17 protein-coding genes and 1 pseudogene are annotated in these 19606 nt (G+C 49.9%); 9 read left to right on the top strand and 9 right to left on the bottom strand.

Going from position 1 to position 19606, the window contains the following annotated elements:
* Window positions 1–49 precede the first annotated feature (49 nt).
* Together recQ and rhtC are read left to right on the top strand one after the other, a co-directional pair.
* Entirely contained in the window at window positions 50–1879 is a 1830-nt protein-coding gene (gene recQ, locus EAS44_RS24445; protein ID WP_000035581.1) for an ATP-dependent DNA helicase RecQ, read from the top strand.
* Between the two features lie 63 nt (window positions 1880–1942).
* Window positions 1943–2563 carry a threonine export protein RhtC gene (gene rhtC, locus EAS44_RS24440; protein WP_000928839.1) on the top strand — a complete coding sequence of 207 codons (621 nt, stop codon included), beginning with the start codon at window positions 1943–1945 and terminating at the stop codon, window positions 2561–2563.
* Window positions 2564–2623: 60 nt separating this feature from the next.
* Here rhtC and rhtB read toward each other — a convergent pair whose 3' ends face one another.
* Window positions 2624–3244, bottom strand: coding sequence for a homoserine/homoserine lactone efflux protein (gene rhtB, locus EAS44_RS24435; protein ID WP_000171710.1), 621 nt, complete (start codon window positions 3242–3244; stop codon window positions 2624–2626).
* Window positions 3245–3354: 110 nt separating this feature from the next.
* On the opposite strand from rhtB, the gene pldB reads away from it, so the two are divergent.
* From pldB to bioP, 3 genes are all read left to right on the top strand, one after another.
* A complete protein-coding gene (gene pldB, locus EAS44_RS24430) occupies window positions 3355–4377 on the top strand; it encodes a lysophospholipase L2 (RefSeq protein ID WP_000487668.1) in 1023 nt (340 codons plus the stop codon).
* Window positions 4378–4384: 7 nt separating this feature from the next.
* Window positions 4385–5185, top strand: a complete 801-nt coding sequence (yigL, locus tag EAS44_RS24425) for a sugar/pyridoxal phosphate phosphatase YigL (RefSeq protein WP_000285349.1) — start codon at window positions 4385–4387, stop codon at window positions 5183–5185.
* Between the two features lie 75 nt (window positions 5186–5260).
* On the top strand, window positions 5261–6160 hold the full coding sequence (gene bioP / locus EAS44_RS24420) for a biotin transporter (protein WP_001196237.1): 900 nt from the start codon (window positions 5261–5263) through the stop codon (window positions 6158–6160).
* Here bioP and metR read toward each other — a convergent pair.
* Window positions 6048–7001, bottom strand: coding sequence for an HTH-type transcriptional regulator MetR (gene metR, locus EAS44_RS24415; protein ID WP_000573618.1), 954 nt, complete (start codon window positions 6999–7001; stop codon window positions 6048–6050). The two genes, bioP and metR, sit on opposite strands and share 113 nt — an antisense overlap.
* Window positions 7002–7118: 117 nt before the next feature.
* Between metR and metE the strand changes: the two genes are divergently transcribed.
* Window positions 7119–9380 carry a 5-methyltetrahydropteroyltriglutamate--homocysteine S-methyltransferase gene (gene metE / locus EAS44_RS24410; protein ID WP_000153955.1) on the top strand — a complete coding sequence of 754 codons (2262 nt, stop codon included), beginning with the start codon at window positions 7119–7121 and terminating at the stop codon, window positions 9378–9380.
* A 168-nt stretch (window positions 9381–9548) separates the two neighbouring features.
* Here metE and EAS44_RS25685 read toward each other — a convergent pair whose 3' ends face one another.
* The 3 genes and pseudogenes from EAS44_RS25685 to tssD form a co-directional block, all read right to left on the bottom strand.
* Complete coding sequence (locus EAS44_RS25685) at window positions 9549–9794, bottom strand: hypothetical protein (protein WP_001298603.1); 246 nt, start codon at window positions 9792–9794, stop codon at window positions 9549–9551.
* Window positions 9795–9868: 74 nt separating this feature from the next.
* Window positions 9869–10126: a hypothetical protein gene (locus EAS44_RS24400; protein ID WP_000156431.1), complete on the bottom strand. Its 258-nt coding sequence runs from the start codon at window positions 10124–10126 to the stop codon at window positions 9869–9871.
* Window positions 10123–11256 (bottom strand): annotated as a pseudogene (gene tssD / locus EAS44_RS25680) (type VI secretion system tube protein TssD). Before tssD ends, EAS44_RS24400 begins: the two are co-directional and overlap by 4 nt.
* A 484-nt stretch (window positions 11257–11740) precedes the next feature.
* Between tssD and hxlB the strand changes: the two are divergent.
* From hxlB to tkt, 3 genes are read left to right on the top strand one after another with little or no spacing between them, the layout of a single operon-like run.
* Window positions 11741–12298: a 6-phospho-3-hexuloisomerase gene (hxlB, locus tag EAS44_RS24385; RefSeq protein ID WP_000339041.1), complete on the top strand. Its 558-nt coding sequence runs from the start codon at window positions 11741–11743 to the stop codon at window positions 12296–12298.
* Between the two features lie 41 nt (window positions 12299–12339).
* Window positions 12340–13848: a glucose-specific PTS transporter subunit IIBC gene (gene ptsG / locus EAS44_RS24380; RefSeq protein WP_000037973.1), complete on the top strand. Its 1509-nt coding sequence runs from the start codon at window positions 12340–12342 to the stop codon at window positions 13846–13848.
* A 50-nt stretch (window positions 13849–13898) separates the two neighbouring features.
* A complete protein-coding gene (gene tkt / locus EAS44_RS24375) occupies window positions 13899–15896 on the top strand; it encodes a transketolase (RefSeq protein WP_001088081.1) in 1998 nt (665 codons plus the stop codon).
* A gap of 29 nt (window positions 15897–15925) precedes the next feature.
* On the opposite strand, the gene EAS44_RS24370 is transcribed toward tkt, so the two are convergent.
* The 4 genes from EAS44_RS24370 to EAS44_RS24355 form a co-directional block, all read right to left on the bottom strand.
* Window positions 15926–16771, bottom strand: a complete 846-nt coding sequence (locus EAS44_RS24370; RefSeq protein WP_001060027.1) for a MurR/RpiR family transcriptional regulator — start codon at window positions 16769–16771, stop codon at window positions 15926–15928.
* 200 nt (window positions 16772–16971) lie between these two features.
* Window positions 16972–17877, bottom strand: a complete 906-nt coding sequence (locus EAS44_RS24365) for a LysR substrate-binding domain-containing protein (protein WP_000470716.1) — start codon at window positions 17875–17877, stop codon at window positions 16972–16974.
* A gap of 77 nt (window positions 17878–17954) precedes the next feature.
* Entirely contained in the window at window positions 17955–19178 is a 1224-nt protein-coding gene (locus EAS44_RS24360; protein WP_001227356.1) for a cytosine permease, read from the bottom strand.
* A gap of 25 nt (window positions 19179–19203) precedes the next feature.
* The gene (locus EAS44_RS24355; RefSeq protein WP_000214035.1) at window positions 19204–19593 is read right to left on the bottom strand and encodes a glutamyl-tRNA amidotransferase; all 390 of its coding nucleotides are present in this window, start codon (window positions 19591–19593) and stop codon (window positions 19204–19206) included.
* Window positions 19594–19606 lie beyond the last annotated feature (13 nt).

Genomic DNA, 19606 nt, shown 5'->3' with positions numbered 1-19606 from the left:
CAGGCGCTGAAAATAGCGCCTGTTTTTATTTCAGGCAATCGGGGTGAATGTGGCGCAGGCGGAAGTGTTGAATCTGGAGTCCGGAGCTAAACAGGTTTTACAAGAAACCTTTGGCTATCAACAGTTTCGCCCCGGCCAGGAAGAGATTATCGACACCGTACTTTCCGGTCGCGATTGCCTGGTCGTCATGCCCACTGGTGGCGGAAAATCCCTTTGCTATCAAATCCCTGCCTTATTGCTAAACGGCCTTACCGTGGTTGTTTCACCGCTGATTTCCTTGATGAAAGATCAGGTGGATCAACTGCAAGCCAACGGCGTGGCGGCGGCGTGCCTTAACTCGACGCAAACCCGCGAGCAGCAACTTGAAGTTATGACAGGCTGTCGCACCGGGCAAATCCGCCTGCTTTATATCGCGCCGGAACGCCTGATGCTGGATAACTTTCTTGAGCATCTGGCGCACTGGAATCCGGTGTTATTAGCCGTTGATGAAGCGCACTGTATCTCCCAATGGGGCCACGATTTCCGCCCGGAATACGCTGCCCTCGGTCAGCTGCGTCAGCGTTTTCCGACGCTGCCGTTTATGGCGCTGACTGCCACCGCCGACGACACCACGCGCCAGGATATCGTGCGCCTGCTGGGGCTGAACGATCCGCTAATTCAAATCAGCAGTTTTGACCGTCCGAATATTCGCTACATGCTGATGGAGAAATTCAAACCGCTCGATCAGTTGATGCGTTATGTACAGGAACAACGCGGTAAGTCGGGGATTATTTACTGTAATAGTCGTGCGAAAGTAGAAGACACCGCTGCGCGCCTGCAAAGCAAGGGAATTAGCGCGGCGGCCTATCATGCCGGGCTGGAAAATAATGTTCGCGCTGATGTGCAGGAAAAATTCCAGCGCGATGACCTGCAAATTGTGGTGGCGACGGTGGCGTTCGGCATGGGCATCAACAAGCCTAACGTTCGCTTCGTGGTGCATTTTGATATTCCGCGCAATATCGAATCCTATTATCAGGAAACTGGACGCGCCGGGCGTGATGGCCTGCCCGCGGAAGCGATGCTGTTTTACGATCCGGCTGATATGGCGTGGCTGCGCCGTTGTCTGGAAGAGAAGCCGCAGGGGCAGTTGCAGGATATCGAACGTCATAAACTCAATGCGATGGGCGCGTTTGCCGAAGCGCAAACTTGTCGTCGTTTGGTATTGCTGAACTATTTTGGCGAAGGGCGTCAGGAGCCGTGCGGGAACTGCGATATCTGCCTCGATCCGCCGAAACAGTACGACGGTTCAACCGATGCTCAGATTGCCCTTTCCACCATTGGTCGTGTGAATCAGCGGTTTGGGATGGGTTATGTGGTGGAAGTGATTCGCGGTGCTAATAACCAGCGTATCCGCGACTATGGTCATGACAAACTGAAAGTCTATGGCATGGGCCGTGATAAAAGCCATGAACATTGGGTGAGCGTGATCCGCCAGCTGATTCACCTCGGCCTGGTGACGCAAAATATTGCCCAGCATTCTGCCCTACAACTGACAGAGGCTGCGCGTCCGGTGCTGCGCGGCGAATCCTCTTTGCAACTTGCCGTGCCGCGTATCGTGGCGCTCAAACCGAAAGCGATGCAGAAATCGTTCGGCGGCAACTATGATCGCAAACTGTTCGCCAAATTACGCAAACTGCGTAAATCGATTGCCGATGAAAGCAATGTCCCGCCGTACGTGGTGTTTAACGACGCAACCTTGATTGAGATGGCGGAGCAGATGCCGATCACCGCCAGCGAAATGCTCAGCGTTAACGGCGTTGGTATGCGCAAGCTGGAACGCTTTGGCAAACCGTTTATGGCGCTGATTCGTGCGCATGTCGATGGTGACGACGAAGAGTAGTCAGCAGCATAAAAAAGTGCCAGGATGAAGACTCCGTAAACGTTTCCCCCGCGAGTCTAATGTATGTTGATGTTATTCCTCACCGTCGCCATGGTGCACATTGTGGCGCTTATGAGCCCCGGTCCCGATTTCTTTTTTGTCTCTCAGACCGCTGTTAGTCGTTCCCGTAAAGAAGCGATGATGGGCGTGCTGGGCATTACCTGCGGCGTAATGGTTTGGGCTGGGATTGCGTTGCTTGGCCTACATTTGATTATCGAAAAAATGGCCTGGCTGCATACGCTGATTATGGTGGGCGGTGGCCTGTATCTCTGCTGGATGGGTTACCAGATGCTACGTGGTGCACTGAAAAAAGAGGTTGTTTCTGCCCCTGCGCCACAAGTCGAACTGGCGAAAAGCGGGCGCAGTTTTCTTAAGGGCTTACTGACCAATCTCGCGAACCCTAAAGCGATTATCTACTTTGGTTCGGTGTTCTCGCTGTTTGTCGGTGATAATGTCGGCACCACCGAACGCTGGGGCATTTTCGCGTTGATTATTGTCGAAACACTGGCGTGGTTTACCGTCGTTGCCAGCCTGTTTGCTCTGCCGCAAATGCGCCGTGGTTATCAACGTCTGGCGAAGTGGATTGATGGTTTTGCCGGGGCGTTATTTGCCGGATTTGGCATTCATTTGATTATTTCGCGTTAATGCCAGATGCGTCATCAGAGTAAGTCGGATAAGGCGTTTACGCCGCATCCGACATTATTTTCACGCATGCCTCGCCGATGCTAACAGCGCTCCCACCAGCATAAATAACGAGCCGAAAATCTTATTCAGCGCCTTCATCTGCTTTGGTCCTTTAATCCATAGAGCAATCCGTTGAGCAAGGGTGGCGTAACCGATCATCACAATAATATCGACCACAATAGTGGTGACGCCGAGCACGATATACTGCATCAGTTGTGGCTGCTGCGGCATGATGAATTGCGGAAATAGCGCCGCCAGAAACACAATACTTTTGGGATTGGTGAGATTCACAAAAACTGCGCGCTGGAACAAATGTCGACGCGATTGAGTGGAGGCCAGCGATTTAAGATCAATTGCGCCAGCGGCGCGCCATTGCTGTATTCCCAGCCAAATCAAGTAAGCTGCGCCTGCCCACTTCAACACTTCAAACGCAATCACTGAGCGGGAAAATAGCGTCCCCAACCCCACGCCAACCAGCACAATATGAATCGCCAGTCCGGTCTGAAGCCCAGCAATAGACGCCACCGCGCCGCGATAACCGTGGTTGAGCGAGGTGGTCATGGTGTTGATTGCGCCAGAGCCTGGCGACAGGCTTAAAATGATCGATGTCAGCAGGTAGGCAAACCACCATTCTAAGGTCATGATGAACTCCCGGTGTGTCTATTTTTGTGCCACAATACGCTACTGTCGCAGCGTTGTGTCAGGCACGCTTAAAAAAACGATTTTACGTGGTTTAAGAGGCAGATTACCCGATGTTTCAGCAGCAAAAAGACTGGGAAACAAGAGAAAACGCGTTTGCTGCTTTTACCATGGGACCGCTGACTGATTTCTGGCGTCAGCGTGATGAAGCAGAGTTTACTGGTGTGGATGACATTCCGGTTCGCTTTGTCCGTTTTCGCGCACAGCACCATGACCGGGTGGTAGTCATCTGTCCGGGGCGTATTGAGAGCTACGTAAAATATGCGGAACTGGCCTACGACCTGTTCCATTTGGGGTTTGATGTTTTAATCATCGACCATCGCGGGCAGGGACGTTCCGGTCGCCTGTTAGGCGATCCACATCTCGGGCATGTTAATCGCTTTAATGATTATGTTGATGATCTGGCGGCATTCTGGCAACAGGAGGTTCAGCCCGGTCCGTGGCGTAAACGCTATATACTGGCACATTCGATGGGCGGTGCGATCTCCACATTATTTCTGCAACGCCATCCAGGTGTATGTGACGCCATTGCGCTAACTGCGCCAATGTTTGGGATTGTGATTCGTATGCCGTCATTTATGGCACGGCAGATCCTCAATTGGGCCGAAGCGCATCCACGTTTCCGTGATGGCTATGCGATAGGCACCGGGCGCTGGCGCGCGTTGCCGTTTGCTATCAACGTACTGACCCACAGCAGACAGCGATATCGACGTAACTTACGTTTCTATGCTGATGACCCAACGATTCGCGTCGGTGGGCCGACCTACCATTGGGTACGCGAAAGTATTCTGGCTGGCGAACAGGTGTTAGCCGGTGCGGGTGATGACGCCACGCCAACGCTTCTCTTACAAGCTGAAGAGGAACGCGTGGTGGATAACCGCATGCACGACCGTTTTTGTGAACTACGCACCGCTGCGGGCCATCCTGTCGAAGGAGGACGGCCGTTGGTAATTAAAGGTGCGTACCATGAGATCCTTTTTGAAAAGGACGCAATGCGCTCAGTCGCGCTCCACGCTATCGTTGATTTTTTCAACAGGCATAACTCACCCAGCGGAAACCGCTCTACAGAGGTTTAAATTTCTTATGTACCAGGTTGTTGCGTCTGATTTAGATGGCACGTTACTTTCTCCCGACCATACGTTATCCCCTTACGCCAAAGAAACTCTGAAGCTGCTCACCGCGCGCGGCATCAACTTTGTGTTTGCGACCGGTCGTCACCACGTTGATGTGGGGCAAATTCGCGATAATCTGGAGATTAAGTCTTACATGATTACCTCCAATGGCGCGCGCGTTCACGACCTCGATGGCAACCTGATTTTTGCTCATAACCTGGATCGCGACATTGCCAGTGACCTGTTTGGCGTAGTCAACGACAATCCGGACATCATTACTAACGTTTATCGCGACGACGAATGGTTTATGAATCGCCATCGCCCGGAAGAGATGCGCTTTTTTAAAGAAGCGGTGTTCAAATATGCGCTGTATGAGCCGGGATTGCTGGAGCCGGAAGGCGTCAGCAAAGTGTTCTTCACCTGCGATTCCCATGAAAAACTTCTGCCACTGGAGCAAGCGATTAACGCTCGCTGGGGCGATCGCGTCAATGTCAGTTTCTCTACCTTAACCTGCCTGGAAGTCATGGCTGGCGGCGTTTCAAAAGGCCATGCGCTGGAAGCGGTGGCTAAGAAACTGGGCTACAGTCTGAAGGATTGTATTGCGTTTGGTGATGGGATGAACGACGCCGAAATGCTGTCGATGGCGGGGAAAGGCTGCATTATGGGCAGTGCGCACCAGCGTCTGAAAGATCTGCATCCAGAGCTGGAAGTGATTGGTACTAACGCCGAAGACGCAGTGCCGCATTATCTGCGTAAGCTCTATTTATCGTAATCGTTCTTTATTTGGTCAGTTGTCAACCTGATACTTCGCTACAATGGCTACTCGTTAATCAAAGAGTTTTCCATTGTGGCGCTACTTATCATCACCACGATTCTGTGGGCCTTCTCCTTTAGCTTTTATGGCGAGTACCTTGCGGGGCACGTCGATAGCTATTTTGCGGTGCTGGTGCGCGTTGGCCTGGCGGCACTCGTTTTTCTGCCGTTTCTGCGTACCCGTGGCAATAGCCTGAAAACGGTCGGCCTGTATATGCTGGTGGGCGCGATGCAGCTCGGTGTGATGTATATGCTGAGTTTCCGCGCCTATCTCTACCTGACGGTCTCCGAACTGTTGCTGTTCACCGTACTGACGCCGCTCTACATCACGCTGATTTATGACATCATGAGTAAGCGCCGTCTGCGCTGGGGCTATGCCTTTAGCGCCTTGCTGGCGGTGATTGGTGCCGGGATTATTCGCTATGATCAGGTCACCGACCATTTCTGGACTGGCTTATTGCTGGTGCAACTCTCCAATATCACTTTTGCCATCGGCATGGTGGGTTACAAACGTCTGATGGAAACTCGCCCGATGCCGCAGCATAACGCCTTTGCGTGGTTCTATCTTGGCGCGTTCCTGGTGGCAGTGATTGCATGGTTCTTGCTGGGAAATGCGCAGAAAATGCCGCAAACCACGTTGCAATGGGGCATTCTGGTGTTTCTTGGTGTGGTGGCTTCCGGGATTGGCTACTTTATGTGGAACTACGGCGCGACGCAGGTGGACGCCGGAACGCTGGGCATTATGAATAATATGCACGTTCCGGCAGGGCTGCTGGTAAACCTGGCTATCTGGCACCAACAGCCGCACTGGCCAACGTTTATTACAGGCGCGCTGGTGATCCTGGCCTCACTGTGGGTGCATCGTAAGTGGGTCGCTCCGCGCTCTTCACAAACGGCAGATGATCGCAGGCGTGATTGCGCGCTGAACGAATAAACGCTTCCGTAATCGGCTGACGCTGCTCGCCATCGCGCACGGCGGCGTACAGTCGGCTCCACAAGCCTTCGCCCAGGGTTTTGGTGACCACCAGACCCTGGCGTTCAAAACTCTCCACCACCCAATGCGGTAGTGCGGCAATACCCATCCGTGCGGCAACCATCTGAATCAACAATAAGGTGTTATCGACGCTTTTCAGTGACGGGCTGACGCCTGCTGGCTGAAGAAAATGCCGCCAGACATCCAGTCGGCTACGCTGCACCGGATAAATCAACAGCGTTTCGCTGGCGAGGTCTTCCGGCGTGATTCGCGTTTTCGCCGCCAGTGGATGGTCAGGTGCTAACACCAGACGCACTTCATAGTCGAACATCGGCGAATAATGCAGGCCACTGCGCGGCAGAATATCGGAGGTCATCACCAGATCCAGCTCACCCTGCTGCAACGCGGGCTGCGGGTCAAACGTCACGCCCGATTTAAAATCCATCTCCACCTGCGGCCAGTTCTTATGGAAATTTTCTAACGCGGGCGTCAGCCACTGAATACAGCTATGGCACTCAATGGCAATGCGCAGGCGCGTCTGCTGCGGTTCATTGCAGGCTTGCAGTGCCTGGCTGATTTGCGGCAGCACCTGATTCGCCAGTTGCAACAGGATTTCTCCCTGCGGTGTAAACCGAAGCGGCTGGCTTTTACGCACAAATAGCCGGAAGCCAAGGCGTTGTTCCAGATCGCTAAACTGGTGAGACAGGGCGGATTGCGTTTGATGCAACGTCGCCGCAGCGGCTGCGAGTGAGCCGCAGTTCCGCAACGCTTGTAGCGTTTTCAGGTGTTTTACTTCGATCATGAAAGTCCTTCACTTCGGCATGAATAATTTGCGCTTGAGGAATATACAGTAACCGCCAATTATGGATGTGTAAACATCTGGACGGCTAAATACTAAAAATTCCATAAGGGGCATATAATGACAATTCTTAATCACACCCTCGGTTTCCCTCGCGTTGGCCTGCGTCGCGAGCTGAAAAAAGCGCAAGAGAGTTATTGGGCGGGGAACTCCACGCGTGAAGAACTGCTGGCGGTAGGGCGTGAATTGCGTGCTCGTCACTGGGATCAACAAAAGCAAGCGGGTATCGACCTGCTGCCGGTGGGCGATTTTGCCTGGTACGATCATGTACTGACCACCAGTCTGCTGCTGGGTAATGTTCCGCAACGTCATCAGAACAACGATGGTTCGGTAGATATCGACACCCTGTTCCGTATTGGTCGTGGACGTGCACCGACTGGCGAACCTGCGGCGGCAGCGGAAATGACCAAATGGTTTAACACCAACTATCACTACATGGTGCCGGAGTTCGTTAAAGGCCAACAGTTCAAACTGACCTGGACGCAGCTGCTGGAGGAAGTGGACGAGGCGCTGGCGCTGGGCCACAAGGTGAAACCTGTGCTGCTGGGGCCGATTACCTACCTGTGGCTGGGTAAAGTGAAAGGTGAACAGTTTGATCGCCTGAGCCTGCTGAACGACATTCTGCCGGTTTATCAGCAAGTGCTGGCAGAACTGGCGAAACGCGGCATCGAGTGGGTACAGATTGATGAACCCGCGTTGGTACTGGAACTGCCGCAGGCGTGGCTGAACGCATACAAACCCGCTTACGACGCGCTCCAGGGACAGGTGAAACTGCTGCTGACCACCTATTTTGAAGGCGTAACGCCAAATCTCGACACGATTACTGCGCTGCCTGTTCAGGGTCTGCATGTCGATCTTGTACATGGTAAAGATGACGTTGCTGAACTGCACAAGCGTCTGCCTTCTGACTGGCTGCTGTCTGCGGGTCTTATCAATGGTCGTAACGTCTGGCGCGCCGATCTTACCGAGAAATATGCGCAAATTAAGGACATTGTCGGCAAACGCGATTTGTGGGTGGCATCTTCCTGCTCGTTGCTGCACAGCCCCATCGACCTGAGCGTGGAAACGCGTCTTGATGCAGAAGTGAAAAGCTGGTTTGCCTTCGCCCTGCAAAAATGTCATGAACTGGCATTGCTGCGCGATGCGCTAAACAGTGGTGATACGGCAGCTCTGGCAGAGTGGAGCGCTCCGATTCAGGCGCGTCGTCACTCTACTCGTGTACATAATCCGGCAGTAGAAAAGCGTCTGGCGGCGATCACCGCCCAGGACAGTCAGCGTGCGAATGTCTATGAAGTGCGTGCTGAAGCCCAGCGTGCGCGTTTTAAACTGCCCGCATGGCCGACCACCACGATTGGTTCCTTCCCGCAAACCACGGAGATTCGTACCCTGCGTCTGGATTTTAAAAAGGGTAATCTCGACGCCAATAACTACCGCACGGGCATTGCGGAACATATCAAGCAGGCCATTGTTGAGCAGGAACGTTTGGGACTGGATGTGCTGGTACATGGCGAGGCCGAGCGTAATGACATGGTGGAATACTTTGGCGAGCACCTCGACGGGTTTGTCTTTACGCAAAACGGTTGGGTACAGAGCTACGGTTCCCGCTGCGTGAAGCCACCGATTGTTATTGGTGACGTTAGTCGTCCGGCGCCGATTACCGTGGAGTGGGCAAAATATGCGCAATCCCTGACTGATAAACCGGTGAAAGGGATGTTGACCGGCCCGGTGACTATTCTCTGCTGGTCGTTCCCGCGTGAAGATGTCAGCCGTGAAACCATCGCCAAACAAATTGCGCTGGCGCTGCGTGATGAAGTCGCGGACCTGGAAGCCGCTGGAATTGGCATCATTCAGATTGACGAACCGGCATTGCGCGAAGGTTTACCACTGCGTCGCAGCGACTGGGATGCCTATCTCCAGTGGGGCGTGGAGGCTTTCCGTATCAACGCCGCCGTGGCGAAAGATGACACACAAATCCACACTCACATGTGTTACTGCGAGTTCAACGACATCATGGATTCGATTGCGGCGCTGGACGCAGACGTCATCACCATCGAAACCTCGCGTTCCGACATGGAGTTGCTGGAGTCGTTTGAAGAGTTTGATTATCCAAATGAAATCGGTCCTGGCGTCTATGACATTCACTCGCCAAACGTACCGAGCGTGGAATGGATTGAAGCCTTGCTGAAGAAAGCGGCAAAACGCATTCCGGCAGAGCGTCTGTGGGTCAACCCGGACTGTGGCCTGAAAACGCGCGGCTGGCCAGAAACCCGCGCGGCACTGGCGAACATGGTGCAGGCGGCGCAGAATTTGCGTCGGGGATGATGAGTATTAACGAGTCATTGTAAATTGCAGTACGATAATGGCTTCCAGTACTGGAAGCCATTTTGCATGAGTGCCAGATTGAAGCAGATCTTCAGGAGTAGAAATAACCGAATCGTTTTTTTCGCAAAACACAGTTTTGAGTGATTCCGTTCAGTAATCAACGCTACGTTATTTATTCTCACGTTGCACGAGATTGTATCCCTTTTCACTAACGTGGTAGTGAGGCATAGACTTATGCCCGCTATCCTCAATAATAACCAAACCTTCGTTAGCTAATTTGTTAACAATATTAACAACATTACCGAATCCTGGTATTTGCCTTATGGATAGTGTGCGATCGAGATTCATCCAGTTCCAGTTTATATCTTTCTCAGTCATAACGTTCAGCACGTTAAGTTCATTTTTAGTGATCACGATATTCTGTACCAAAATTGATGAGTATCTTATTGAAAGATCACAATGTAAATCATGCTCCTGTAATGGCTGGATCAGAAGAGGTTGTCTTGTTGTTCTTTGATAAGATTCAATCCATATTGAGAAACTCTGTAGCGTGGTTTAGAGTTGCCCTCACCATTTACGATATCAACCAACCCATGATTAACCAGCTTTGTTACGATATTCGCTACGTTGCCAAATCCTGGAATATTTCGTATAGCTAAAGTACGATCCAGCACCATCCAGCTCCAGTCAATATCTTTCTCAGCCATAACTTTCAGCACGTTAAATTCAACTATCGTAATCGTCATTTTTTTGCATCCGGATGAAATAAGTCAGTATCTTTAATTTTAAAGTCTTCTAGAGTTGCAGTATGTGCATTATTCCATAATTCATATCCATCTAAACCATTCGGTTCACCTGTTTCCCATCCTAAATTACAATAACGCTGATACTCGCGGCATTCATGAGTATAGTAGTTCAGATCGTATTTTTCAGGAAGCAATTCTTTATTTGCTATTTTTTTTAGCCTTGAAATCATTACATCATTAGCTGGATCATGATCAAATCTGGAGATATGCTTTTCAACAATAGCGATACCTTCCCTATTGATTGTTACGCCATCTATCGTCAGGTTTTCTATTGGACCACCGGCAAGGTCGGGATTAAATGGTCTTCCTGATACTGCTCCTCTGGCTCCGAAATGCTCAAATGATTCCAAATCAGGGAATCTCATTCTTCCCAGAACAACTCCAGCAACTATTGAAGCACCAGCGATGAGTAACCCTTTGTTATCCATAACTTGATCGTAACCAGCAGGTGCATCTCCTCCCAACTTGTTTGCTGTTTCCCTGAATCCTTCGATATTCCCATTGTATATGCCGCCAGCAGCAAGCAGTCTGCCAACCGCTTTACTATTGAGTGTTTTGAGGCCATTATTATCTTTAGTTTTTTGCCGTGGTATAAACAGACGGTTGTAGTTATCGGGAAATGCCAAATGACTAAATTCAGTATTAGCAATCAGATGCCTGGAGAGTATATATTCATAACTGACAGTGATGGTTTCTGTATCCAGATTGTTCTCAGTAAACAGGTGATTGATTGCTGATAAGAGCGCGCCGCGGAGTTGAATGTTGTAATATTTCTCCTATCGACCAAATCTATTGATCCGATAGAAGTCAAACTCCATGAACAACTGCTCGTTATTGTTAATAGCGTTAATAAGTAACGGGGAGCTTTTGTCAATCAACTTACAGAAACTAAGGCCATGTAATTGTGACCCTTTGCCTGTATTCGTAATACTATTAGATAGCGAGAACGCGAAGATTTCATCTTCATGGCCAATCTGCCAGCGATTACCTATTGATGCGCTCGTTCCGCAACGAGAGGAAATACATCCTTGTTGTTCTCCGGTTATGGTCAGGTAAATTTCATCACTCATCTTTGATGAACTCTCTTTATTGCTTGATGTTTTAAAAATAAACAATATTGCTATTTGTTTATAATTATTTACTCCTCAAGTTAATGGATTTAAATATGGGAAATAAAATGTTTCACTTTAGACCAGTTTTCATGAGGAAAATCTGTAATCATTAATAATAAACATGAATATTTTGCAGTGATTAATATTTGTTATGAATATAATCTATAACAATGAAGAGTTATCAGTTGTTCGGTGTATAGCCAGAGACGAGTTCAGTTTGTGATTTTTACAGGGCAGTTACAGCCGCAAAATTTTATGGCTGATTTCACCTTCCCCTCAAGCTTATCTTTCTTAAAAAGAGAAATAATTCTTAAATTCAAATAGTTATATACAATCTACTCTCTTTCTTGTGACTAGCTTCACATTTCATACTGATGCATTGGAATGAAATAAAATTTCATGAGATTTTGTGTTTGAGAAAAATTATTTCATTAGGTGTGAAATGGACGCAAAGCTGTACATCACTGAGATCATCAATGAATTAACCTTCGTTAAGGACTCTATCCGTGAGGATGACTGCACCAAATTGATCGACGCTATTCAGCAAAGCCAGCGCGTTTTCTGCTATGGCCTGGGGCGTGCCGGCTTTTCCATGAAAGCCTTCACCATGCGCCTGATGCATATGGGCAAAGAGGTTTACTTCCTGACGGAAACCATTACGCCGAACTTTGGGCCTGGCGATCTGTTTATCGTTTCTTCCGCTTCCGGTGAGACAGCACAACTGGTGGCACTGGCGAAAAAAGCACGTCAGTTTGGCGGCGCTGTGGCGGTGTTAACCACGAATCGACACGCCACTATCACCGAGTTTGTCGACGTCATCGTGCAAATCAATGCCCCTTCCAAAAATCAAAAAGATTCTGTTTTCCGCTCGGCACAGCCGATGGCGTCGTTGTATGAGCAAGCTTTGCTGGTGATTGCCGATGCATTAGTGATGAAGATGGCTGCTGAAAGCGGTGCGCCGGAAAGTGAACTGTTTAAGCGCCACGCCAATCTGGAATAGTCGTCGCCGTTATTTGCTCGATACCCTACAGGAGAATAAAAATGAGCAAAAAAATAACATCCTTGTTTAACTTCAAGAAGTTGCAGAAATTTTCTTCTGCTCTGATGTTACCAATCGCCATTCTTCCGGCGGCGGGTTTGATTTTAGCCATCGGGATTTCATTTAACATTGAGCTGCTGGCGAATTGCGGCGGCCTGATTTTCGCCAACCTTCCTTTGCTGTTTTGTGTCGGTATTGTGATTGGCCTGACAGGTGATGGTTCTTCATCACTTTCAGCGATTATCAGCTACATGATCATGAATGCCACGATGGGAACGCAACTTGGCATTACCGCGGAGTCCGTTGCAGCCAGTAACGGTGACTATGCGATGATCCTCGGGGTACCGACGTTACAAACGGGAGTGTTTGGCGGTTTGATTGTCGCCATCTTTGTTTATCTGCTCTATACCCGCTTCCACAATATTGAATTGCCTCAGTTTCTTGGTTTCTTCGGTGGAAAACGCTTTGTACCGATTATTACGGCGGTGGCGGCAATTATTGTCGGCTATTTATTGCCGTGGCTGTGGATACCGGTACAAAAAGGTCTGGCGTCGCTTTCAACGCTGGTGACCAGTGGGCATAACGCGAACTTCGCGGCCTTTATTTACGCCGTTGGCGAACGTTCGCTGATTCCTTTTGGCCTGCATCATATCTGGAACGTGCCGTTTTATTACAACTTTGGCGACTACATGACCAAATCCGGGCAACTGGTGACGGGCGATATTCCGGTGTTCTTTGCCCAATTGCGCGACGGTGTTCCGTTGACGGCGGGGTTGTTTATGACAGGTCGTTTCCCAATCATGATGTTTGCGTTACCTGCCGCCGCGTTGGCGATGTATCAGGAAGCAAAACCGGAACGTAAGGCGCTGATTAAAGGCCTTTTACTCTCCGGTGCGCTGACCACATTTGTTACCGGGATTACGGAGCCGCTGGAATATGCATTTTTGTTTGCAGCTCCGGTTCTCTACATCATTCACATCTTCTTATATGCCACTTCATTTGTGCTGATGAACATCCTGAATGTGCACATTGGTCATCCTTTTGCTGGCGGTCTTATTGATTTCGTACTGAATGGCGTTATGCCAAACCGCACGCCGTGGTATCTGGTGTTCCTGGCAGGCGCGGGCTATGCAGCGATTTACTACACCGTATTTCGGGTACTGATCCGCAAGTTGAATCTGAAAACACCGGGACGTGAGGATGAAGAGATTGCCGTTGCAACCACATTAACGCGCGAAGAACGTCCATACCAAATCATCGAGGCAGTAGGTGGTTTCGACAATATCGAAGATGTGGATGCCTGCGCAACACGCCTGAGGCTGGCGCTGGTAGACGATAAGAAAGTGAATGAAAAACGGCTGAAGGAGTTGGGGGCTGCGGGTTTAGTGAAACTGGGTGATGGCGGTGTACAGGTGATATTTGGCGGCAAATCGCAAATCCTGCGCGACGAAATCAAAACCGTAATGAGCAGACCGCGCCCGACAGAAATGACAGTGGCCTGTGCTAACTAATTCGAGATTAGCGGGCTGGTTTCAGCCCGCCAGACAGAGAGAGCTGAAGTATGAATTCACAATTACTGGCTAACGCCATCCGAATGTTAAGTGTTGATGCGATCCAGAAAGCGAACTCCGGTCATCCGGGCGCGCCGATGGGGATGGCGGATATTGCCGAAGTGGTCTGGCGTCGTCACCTGCGTCATAACCCAAAAAATCCGCAGTGGTTTAACCGCGACCGCTATATTCAGTCGAACGGGCACGGTTCCATGTTGATTTACGCTTTGCTGCATCTTACAGGCTACGACCTGTCGATGGATGATATTCGCGACTTTCGTCAGCTCCACTCCCGCACGCCAGGTCATCCAGAATATGGTTATACGCCGGGTGTTGAAACCACCACCGGCCCGTTGGGGCAGGGCGTAGCTAATGCGGTGGGGATGGCGATTGCGGAGAAGGCGCTGGCGGCAGAATTTAACAAACCGGGCTTTAATATTGTTGATCATCACACATGGCTATTTTTGGGTGATGGCTGCCTGATGGAAGGGATCTCCCACGAGGCCTGTGGTCTTGCAGGAACGCTGAAGCTCGGCAATCTGATTGCTATCTGGGACGATAACGGTATTTCGATCGATGGTCACGTAGAAGGCTGGTTTGCTGAAGATACGGCTGCCCGTTTTCGTGCCTACGGCTGGCATGTCATTGAAGGCGTTGATGGTCACGATCCAGAAGAGGTAGATGCTGCGGTGCGTGAAGCGAAAAGCGTCACGGATAAGCCCAGTCTGCTGTGCTGCAAAACGATTATCGGTTTTGGTTCGCCAAATAAAGCCAACAGCCACGATTGCCACGGCTCGGCGCTGGGTGCAGATGAAGTGGCGCTGGTGCGTGAACGTCTGCAATGGCCGTATGCCCCTTTCGAAATTCCTGGTGAAATTTATGCCGCATGGGATGCGACCGAGAAAGGCGCGCAGGTTCAACAGGAATGGGATGCACTGTTTGCTGACTACGCGAAGCAGTGGCCGGAACTGGCGGCGGAGTTTACTCGTCGCATGAAGGGTGATTTGCCTGCTGGCTGGGCCGAGAATATGCAGAAATATGTGCACGATCTGCAATCCCATCCGGCGGCGCTGGCAACCCGTCAGGTCAGCCAGAAATGCCTCAATCACTTCGCGGATATGCTGCCGGAACTGATGGGCGGCTCGGCGGACTTGTCGCCCTCTAACCTGACTCGCCATCAGAAATCGGTTGATTTCACCGGGGAAAATCCGGCGGGGAATTACATCTCCTATGGCGTGCGTGAATTTGGTATGTCGGCCATCATGAACGGTCTTGCGCTGCATGGTGGGTTTATCCCTTACGGCGGTACTTTCCTGATGTTTATGGAATATGCGCGTAATGCACTGCGCATGGCGGCGCTGATGAAGATCCGCTCGGTGTTTGTTTATACCCACGATACCATCGGCCTGGGCGAAGACGGCCCGACACATCAGCCCGTTGAGCAACTGGCGTCGCTGCGTCTGACGCCGAATATGGAAACCTGGCGCGGTTGCGATCAGGTGGAAGTGGCGGTAGCCTGGCAACAGGCGATTGAGCGCAAAGATGGCCCAACGTCGTTGGTATTAACGCGCCAACCTCTGGCGCAACAGCCGCGCACCGCTGCACAGTTGGCAGAGATTGCGCGTGGTGGTTATGTACTGAGTGATTGTGACGGTCAGCCTGAGATGATCCTCATTTCTGCGGGTTCAGAGATTGAGTTAGTGGTCAGCGCCGCAAAAGCGTTAACGGAAGAAGGGCGTAAAGTTCGCGTGGTTTCCATGCCGTGTACCGAGCGTTTCGATAATCAGGATGCGGCGTACAAAGAGTCGGTATTGCCAAAAGCTGTACGCAAACGTCTGGCGGTAGAAGCCAGCATCGCCGGATTCTGGGAACGCTACGTCGGCCTGGACGGTAAAGTGATCGGCATGACGAGCTTTGGTGAGTCTGCTCCGGCGAATGTGTTGTTCAAACACTTTGGTTTTACGCCGGAAAATGTCCTGGCGCAGGCGCGTGAGCTACTGAACAGCTAAACCTGCACAAGGGGTGAAAGGATGACCTTTTACCCCTTGAAACGGGAGCCAAGAAACTCTTCACGGGTGCGGTATTTCTCGTAATGCGCCTTGTTTTTATACATAAACAACAGCACCAGCATATCAATAACGCCCATTGCCGGAACGCGAGTGGAGTCGAAGGCTTCAAAGAAGATTTTATCGCTGACCGCGGTATTGAGTTGATGGGTGGAGAGTTTTGATAACGGAGATTTAATATAGTTAGTGATACAAACGGATTTGGCACCGCGCTCTTTCACCACTTTAAAGATATCGACCATTAAGTTGGTGCTGCCAGAGTTAGAAATACCAATCGCCAGGTCACGTTTCCCCATAGAATATGCCGCATTAATTTGCATTTCCGGGCTGACGTGAACAACGGTTTTTAATCCGAGTTGGCTGAATTTATAAGCACCATAAACGGCCAGAGGGTTTGAATTTCCGGCAGCAAAAAAGAAAATAGTGTCGCAATTAGCAAGTAGTTTGAGAATGGACTCAAGCACTTCGGCATTAAAAAATTGCGTTGATTGTATTAAATCTTCGGCCTGTTTTTTTAATAAAAATGTGGCCAGCGACGTTATATCGGTAAAATCGGTATTATCAGGATAGCTATTGTCAGGATTAATGACTTCTTTTGCTAATGCAATTTTTAAATGGTAATAACCCTGATAACCTAATTTCTTACAGGTGCGTACGATAGTCGCTTCACTGGCATGGCTTTTTTCTGATAGTTCAGTGACACTATAGTTCACGACTTCATGTGCGTGGCTAAGAATATAGTCAGCGACCTTTTTTTCCGCCTGATGCAGTGTAGGGTAATTGCTTTGAATCAGACTTTTTACGGTTATGTTATTCATAATTAGTAAATTTCATTCTGACAGAAAGTGCTGATTATAACATAGTTTTCAGGCGTGGATAGGTGTGAAAAAAATGAAGGTGTGCAGTGAACGTAATGATTAACAGACCGGTTAATTTTCATGAATTACGTCAACTGCACAAAAATAATTTAAACGGGTGCTCTAATTAAAGCAAAACTTATATTTTTATCATTGTATTGTCAATTAAATACAAATTGTGTCATTAATTGTGGGTTTCTTAAATATTCTATGCACCACTGACAGGCTTTGCCCATACCATCGGAACGAGCGGCAAGAAATAACTTGGTGGCGTGTTTATGTTCGCGCATTGGCTTTTTAAGCAATTTACCGCTGTTCAATAACGGCAATGCCAGATGATGTGGAATATAACCAATACCGACGTTTTGTTCTATTAAGGCGATTGCCGTAGCGAAGTCAGGAACAAAAATGGGTTTTTGTCCTTCCAACAACCAGGCTTGCATCGGGGGGAAGTTAACGGAGGTATCGCGGATACAAATCGCTGGATAGTGACGCAATTCACTGTTTTCTAATGGATGCCGCTTCGCTGCCAGTGGGTGGAGTGGGCTGACGACAAAATCCCATTCCATTTGTCCGACCGGTTCGCTAATGATGCCTTCACTGCTTGGTACTGCATGAGGAGCACCGTAGACCAGATCAGCACGCTTACTGTACAGCGCATCCCAGCAGCCGTTGTATACCTCAAGATCTACCGTCAGTGTTGTTGATGTGAATTGCCGTTCAAAATCTCGAATAAATGCCACCAGCAAATCACCAGGAATAATATTGTTCACCGCAATTGTCAGTTCACGCTCAATACCATCGTGAATCAGCACTGTGTTGCGCTTTAATGCTTCCAGGTCGCCAAGAATAGTTTTGCTATGTTCGATGAAGTAACTTCCCGCTGGCGATAATTCAATATAGCGTCCCTTACGAATGAACAGTTCAACGCCCAGGCTCTCTTCCGCTTTCTTGATGGTGTAACTGATGGCGGAAGGGACTTTATTTAACTGCTCGGCTGCGGTGGTAATGCTCTGGTGTCTGGCGACCAGATGAATAACACGAAGCGTTTCGTCTGAGATGAACATAAGGCTCCCTGGTCAGTGGTAAAGTGGCTGAATCTCTCCAGATTCAGCCGTAATCATTGCCTGAGTATACCCAGGAATTAGCGGTGTTGACTTGCCCGACTGAGAATCGCATACGCGATACATGCCACCAGAATCGAGTCTACCGAAGGGATCGTCGTCAGGGTGAATAAGCCTTTTACGGTCATAAAGCCAACCGCTGCGCCTATGATCCATGCTGCGAATGTCAGCACTTTAATCTGTGACTCCTGGGCTAACACTGACTCTTGATAGCCATTACGGCGATAAAGGAAAAAGTCAGCGATATAAATTCCGGCAACGGGTGGCGTGGCGATACCCAGGAACAGCAGAAACGGAATAAACCACGCCATAATATCCATACTGCCTACGATGGCGGAAAGGATACCCAGCGCCACGGTAATCTGCCATTTGGGAAAGCGGGTAAGCAGTGTGGAAACCACCAGCGTGCCCTGGAACATATTGCCCGCGTTACCGGTGACGCAGGCGAAAATCAACAACAGCGCCGCAGGCAGAACCGCACCGAATACCGCCATCGCACCCAGTAAAGATCCCTGACCACTAATGGCGCTCGGCGTTGCACCCGCCCAGTAGAGCAGAGGGTAGGCAACCAGAAACGTCACGCCTGCGGCAATCAGCGCATGTTTGCGGTTATGCACAAAACTACCGAAATCAGGCAGTGTGGCAACCAGCACAATAATGGTGCCAACAACGGTGGAAACGGCGACACCTGTATTCATCTCCACAATCGCCGCTGGTACTGCCACTTCGGTATGGGTTGCCACATAGAGGATGTAACACAGCACCAGCGCGATAACCGGCACGGCAACCTGGGCAATTTTTCCCAGAACGGCAAAGCCAAATGCCGTAGAGGCGACAAAAATGACACAGCCAGCCGCCACTAACAGTGCCAGTGGAACTTCCAGTCCATGTTGAGCCAGTAAGTCATGTACCGAATGACCAAACATATTGGCGGTAACGGCAATCCAGCCGAACAGACTTATCGCCATCAAAATGTTAATGGCGATGGCCCCTTTTTCGCCAAACGAATATTTCACAATGCCATACGTTGGCAGGCGGGCTTTTTCTCCCACGCTAATGGTGATGGCTGAAAGTAAGGTCAGAATGACGCCGCCTAACAATACGACGCTAATTAAACTGCCGCTGGAAAGTTGATTGCCGAGGCTTGAGGATGACAACAGCACAGGTGTGACGGCAATACCCAGCAAAATCATGGCAATACGCAATCCTGATGCCGTATTCAGATTCTCTTCTTTTTTACGCATAGTATGTTCCCTTTATAAATGCGCGTTACACAGTATGAAAATGCCCGGTGTATTTGCGCCAGCTACCCAGTTCTGTAATTTCCCGTTGGCCTTCGGTCAGCCAGTTTTCTGCCAGTACGCCCAGCACTTCGCTACCATCGGCAAGTTTGATTTTGCCAATTGCCAGCCCAGCGGGTTCGCTCATTAACAGAGCGGCAAAACTGGCCAGCGGTAATTGCCAAATTTCTACGTCGACGTGTGTTCCTCCTTCATTCACGCGAATCATTCCCGGATGGCGATCATTAATACTCCACAACCGGTAATGGGCGTCAGTTCGGTCTTCACGGACAAAAATACCGCCCGCTTTTTGCATATTTGGGTTGAGTTCCAGGCCGCGCATCAGCGTTCCGTTAACGGCTAAAAGCGTTGTAGTCATTGTGTTCTCCAGA

Source organism: Escherichia coli DSM 30083 = JCM 1649 = ATCC 11775 (assembly GCF_003697165.2).
Lineage (GTDB): Bacteria > Pseudomonadota > Gammaproteobacteria > Enterobacterales > Enterobacteriaceae > Escherichia > Escherichia coli.
The sequence above is the reverse complement of the archived record's forward strand: the minus strand, read 5'-3'. Positions and strand labels throughout refer to the sequence as shown.